The 4,350-nt window shown below is 52.9% G+C and carries 4 protein-coding genes; 2 read left to right on the top strand and 2 right to left on the bottom strand.

The features are described 5' to 3' along the window. Positions 1-417 precede the first annotated feature (417 nt). Positions 418-1,290 carry a LysR substrate-binding domain-containing protein gene (locus tag EQG66_RS15040; RefSeq protein ID WP_129405318.1) on the bottom strand — a complete coding sequence of 291 codons (873 nt, stop codon included), beginning with the start codon at positions 1,288-1,290 and terminating at the stop codon, positions 418-420. 189 nt (positions 1,291-1,479) lie between these two features. Here EQG66_RS15040 and EQG66_RS15035 point away from each other — a divergent pair, with 189 nt between their 5' ends. Together EQG66_RS15035 and EQG66_RS15030 are read left to right on the top strand one after the other, a co-directional pair. Beyond that, on the top strand, positions 1,480-2,517 hold the full coding sequence (locus tag EQG66_RS15035; protein WP_245988133.1) for a YeiH family protein: 1,038 nt from the start codon (positions 1,480-1,482) through the stop codon (positions 2,515-2,517). A 581-nt stretch (positions 2,518-3,098) separates the two neighbouring features. Next, entirely contained in the window at positions 3,099-3,752 is a 654-nt protein-coding gene (locus EQG66_RS15030; protein ID WP_220428679.1) for a transposase, read from the top strand. A gap of 206 nt (positions 3,753-3,958) precedes the next feature. Here EQG66_RS15030 and EQG66_RS15780 read toward each other — a convergent pair whose 3' ends face one another. Next, complete coding sequence (locus EQG66_RS15780) at positions 3,959-4,222, bottom strand: helix-turn-helix transcriptional regulator (RefSeq protein ID WP_129405316.1); 264 nt, start codon at positions 4,220-4,222, stop codon at positions 3,959-3,961. Positions 4,223-4,350: the final 128 nt, after the last annotated feature.

Below are 4,350 nucleotides of genomic sequence, written 5' to 3'. Positions count from 1 at the left end.
AAATGCCACCGCGTGAGTGGTCCATGGCCAAGGCTCAGTTCGCCGTGATCTTCGGCGAGCGCTTCATCAGAGCCATGGCGGCGTAATGTTCAACCGCCCGCCCACACACGGAAATCCTGACAGTCCCTAGCGGTTCGCTATTGACGGGATGCAGGCGGTGTTCTTGCTGTTTGCCGCAGCGGTCAGTATTCGGCGAGTGTATCGCGCCATCGAAGCCCGCTCCTGATTACAAACACAATGCCCTGATGATCCGGCGATCATCGACACGCGGCACTCATGCGACAGCGGAAAATACGGCTCGATCCGACGTGTCTGTGCCTCCGATAGCCAAATCAGATCACTTATAGCAACGCCTCCTCTCGCCGCTACCGAATTTTCTGACCGCCATCTACGTAACCAATTTAATTGGTCCTGTGCCTAATTAACGGCATCAATAAACGCTTGCGCAATCCGACTTTTATAGCGTTCGCGATGAGCGATCATCTTGAATGTGCGTGCTGGCAATTCGCAATCCAGTCGACTCAACATGCCTGCGTGCAGTCTTGATTCTGCGGCAAGATCGGAAACGGCGCAAACAAAGTTGCCGGTTATAACTGCGTTGAGCACGGCGCCGTTCGAGGGTAGCTCTAGCCTGATATCAAGATCTTCAAATTCTAGGCCAAGACCGCGAAGCCCTGATACAAGATGATCGCGAGTACCCGATCCCTTTTCGCGGAGTATCCAGCCGATGGTGCTAAGCTGCTTTCGATCCACCTTTGTTTCTGCCAACGGGTGATCCCGCGCGACATAAAGCCCCAGACGATCCTCACCGATAGTTTGGCTAAGTATATTGGTTTCATCGACCCGACCTTCAATAAAACCCAGCTCGGCCTTCCCCGAAACTATTGCCGCGAGGGCTTGTGTAGTATTACCGACGCTGAGGGAGAGTTGAACCGCTGGATGTGTTGCTGCAAACCGTGCCATACGTGACGGAAGCCAGTAAGTTGCAACGGTTTGGCTGGCGAAAATGTGTAAAGTTCCGGTTTGCCCACCCGCAAGGTCGGATAAGGTCCGTCGCGCCGCTTCCATACGGAGCAGCACAGCCTGTGCCTCCGGCAGAAAAGTTTTGCCGACCTCAGTCAATTCGAGATGTCTGCCCACGCGGTGAAAAAGCCTTACATTGCCGCGGCTTTCCAGTGCTCCAATTGCCGCGCTGACGGCAGGCTGTGTGCGATTTAGAAGCTCAGCTGCGCGCCTCATATTCAAGTGGTTGGCTACTATAACGAAAATGCGCAACTGATCGAATGTCATATGATAAATATACATTATCGTTATAAAATAATCAATCGATTATATTTTCTAAAATAAGGCGTATAAATAGTGCTCAGTCTGTATCGGGGCTCGATGCTGCAAACCGGCCCCCCCAATTCTGGCGCGAGCTGGCCGTCTCCTATCCTTGCACCAGAGATTGAAAAAATTGCGAGGAGAAGGTCGGTGAGTATGTTCTATATCAATCAGAGCATCATTCAGCAGCTTGGACGAATCCCCGTTATGCTGCCATGGTTGTCAAAGCACTATTCCGGTATTTTGATTGTGATAGTCGCGGGTATATGCGCCGAATCTATCAGCCTTCATTATGGTGCGCCATCCATGCTTATGGCGTTGCTGATCGGCCTCGCTATCCATTTTGTTTATGATCTGGACGTGGTCCGGCCAGGTATCGACTGGGTGGGACGTAGTATTTTGCGATTGGGCGTGGCGCTTCTCGGTTTGAAGATTGCGGTTGCGGATATAATGTCAATCGGCTTGGCTCCTTTGGTTCTCATCGCCTTTGCTATGGCCGCGACAATGCTGTTTGCAGTTGTTGCGGCGAGGGTGCTTAGACTGCCGCCTGCCTTTGCCGCGCTCAGCGGCGGTGCGGTAGCCGTTTGCGGAGCCTCGGCAGCTGCGGCTATCTCCAGTGTGTTGCCACAGGACGAGGACAGCGAGAAATCATTGGCTGTAGTGATAGCGGTCGTGACTTTGATGGCTACACTAGCAATGATATTTTATCCTTTGTTGTTAGCCGCGCTGGGGCTTTCTCAACAGGATATGGGGGTCGTTCTAGGTGGAACGATACATGACGTTGCGCAAGTCATTGCGGCAGGTAAGGCGATTTCGCCAAAGGTCGGTGAACTAGCCACATTCGTAAAACTCATGCGTGTTGCGTTGCTGCTGCCGGTTGTGATGGTAATTTTTGTCTGGCTTGGGCGCGTTACACACGCGAGCCCGATTAAGGCCCAGTATGCGCCCGGTTTTCTGATCGCATTTTTTGCTTTTGCGGTTCTAAACAGTGCGGGTCTAGTATCAGGAAGAAGCCAATCGCTTGGTTCCGACTTTTCACATTATTTTCTTGTCCTCGCTATCACGGCGATCGGGATAAAAACCAACCTCAGGACCGTATTGGATGTAGGTTGGCGGCCGTTCGCCCTCATCATTGGTGAGACGCTGGTTATGCTTGCCATTGTTTTGGGCGGGGTAATGTTGTTGCATTCATAAGGAAGAATTATGGAAGACATCGAGCTTATCGGCGGTGTGTCACTCTTTATTCCATGCTGGTCGATCAACAGTGGTTTGACGACTGGGCCAATCTATTCACAGAAGATGTGAGATATGTTGTCGTTTTGGGCGTATTTGTCCGCCCTGCCAGGATCTGTGAGGGGGCAGCCCATATGGGCCTGCAAAACGCTATTTTCTAGGCTTCGGTGCTCGAAAATCCCCCATTTGCTCTACGGTCGCCTGCGGCCCCGGCTCCATCTGAACTGAACCACAGCCTCTGTCCAGCATGGACAAATTGGTTGATGTTTAGAAGGCTCTTTTTGGGGTCTGGTTTGAGCCGAGGCGATTTCACAGAAGAGTATGTGTTTAGTCTGGGGAATTGATGGTGCATTATTCATGCGGGAAAGGAAGGATGCACTATGGGGCAGGATCTATGCGGGAGGGCTGGGACGACTGAGGCGGTTGGTTGAGCGATATAGCATAGTCAATAGAGCCGGAGTTGCGCGGAGGCTGGTGACTCTGTTCAAGTGGCCCAGCGCGATGGCACGAACTGGAAGGCCGTTGCCAAATGGAAGAAGCGTATGGCGGTCAAGGATATGTCGAAGGGACCGAAGGCTGCTCATTCGACGGTGCTGGGTATCGAAGAAGAGGCGATCGACTGGACCAGCAAGCTCGCCTTTGTCGAACTGCTCGTGAAAGATGACCGCCGCCCATATGCTACCATCATTGCCTCCGCCAGATGGGGCAATGCTGATGCGCTGGGTAAAACACAAGGGAAAGCCGCCGCTAATGGCTTCAAGGCTCACGTTGGAACCGATGTCGATACAGCGTTGGACGAGGAAATCTCGGTCACATTCGCTAATATTTACGACAGCAGAGCTGGCTCTGAAGCCTTGCCCGACAATCCCGGCGATGTGTTTGTCGACAGCGCCTATCGCGGCAACCACTTCCGTGATGCGGGCTGTGCGAAAGACGGTATTCCTTGGATCGTCGCCACCGGCATGTGGGGCCGTGACGAAAAGGAAACCCTAAGCAAGCCCCATGAATGGAACCAGCCTATCCATCGCTTGCGCGGCCGGATTGAGAAGAAATTCGGAAAATGGAAGCGCTGCTATGGCTTTAGCCGAATGCTATGGCGAGGTCTCGCTAAAGCCGCCGTCCAAGTCCGCCTCACCGCCATCGCCTACAACCTCAAGCGCACAATGAATATCCTCGCGGCAGCCGTTTTTTGGTAATGTCCGGCTCTTACGTCTGATCGCAGTTTTACGCGCATGTAGACCACCAATGCACAGCAGGTGCCAATCATGCGCTACACAGGCGTGTATATGAAGGGGCACAGAAGTGTATCGGTATTACACTGCTTGCAAGCAAGCCTATTAGAATGTTTCGTCCCAAACAGTGTTAGACCGAGTTCCTATGCGGTACGAATCCGGGATGATCCTCATGATGGGATAGGCATCGGGGCACTGGACGAGCGAAATGCACCAGGTGTTGTACCAAAGCGTTGGCGGAAATGCCGTGTCAGATGACTGGCGTCAAAAAAAGCGCAGCGCCATGCGATTTCTGCTACACTGAGATCACTGAATGGAGCGAGCCTGAGCATACGCGCAGCTCGTTCCAGCCGAATATTTAGCAGTTCGTGCGAATAGGAAGTGCCTGCCGCAGAAAAGATCGCGTGTAGATAGCGTACAGAGATGCCATGCATCGGGACTGTCAGGATTTCCGTGTGTGGGCGGGCGGTTGAACATTACGCCGCCATGGCTCTGATGAAGCGCTCGCCGAAGATCACGGCGAACTGAGCCTTGGCCATGGACCACTCACGCGGTGGCATTT

Source organism: Sphingobium fluviale, from assembly GCF_004122115.1.
In the GTDB taxonomy this organism is placed as follows: Bacteria; Pseudomonadota; Alphaproteobacteria; order Sphingomonadales; family Sphingomonadaceae; genus Sphingobium; species Sphingobium fluviale.
This window is presented reverse-complemented; position numbering and strand designations above follow the sequence as displayed.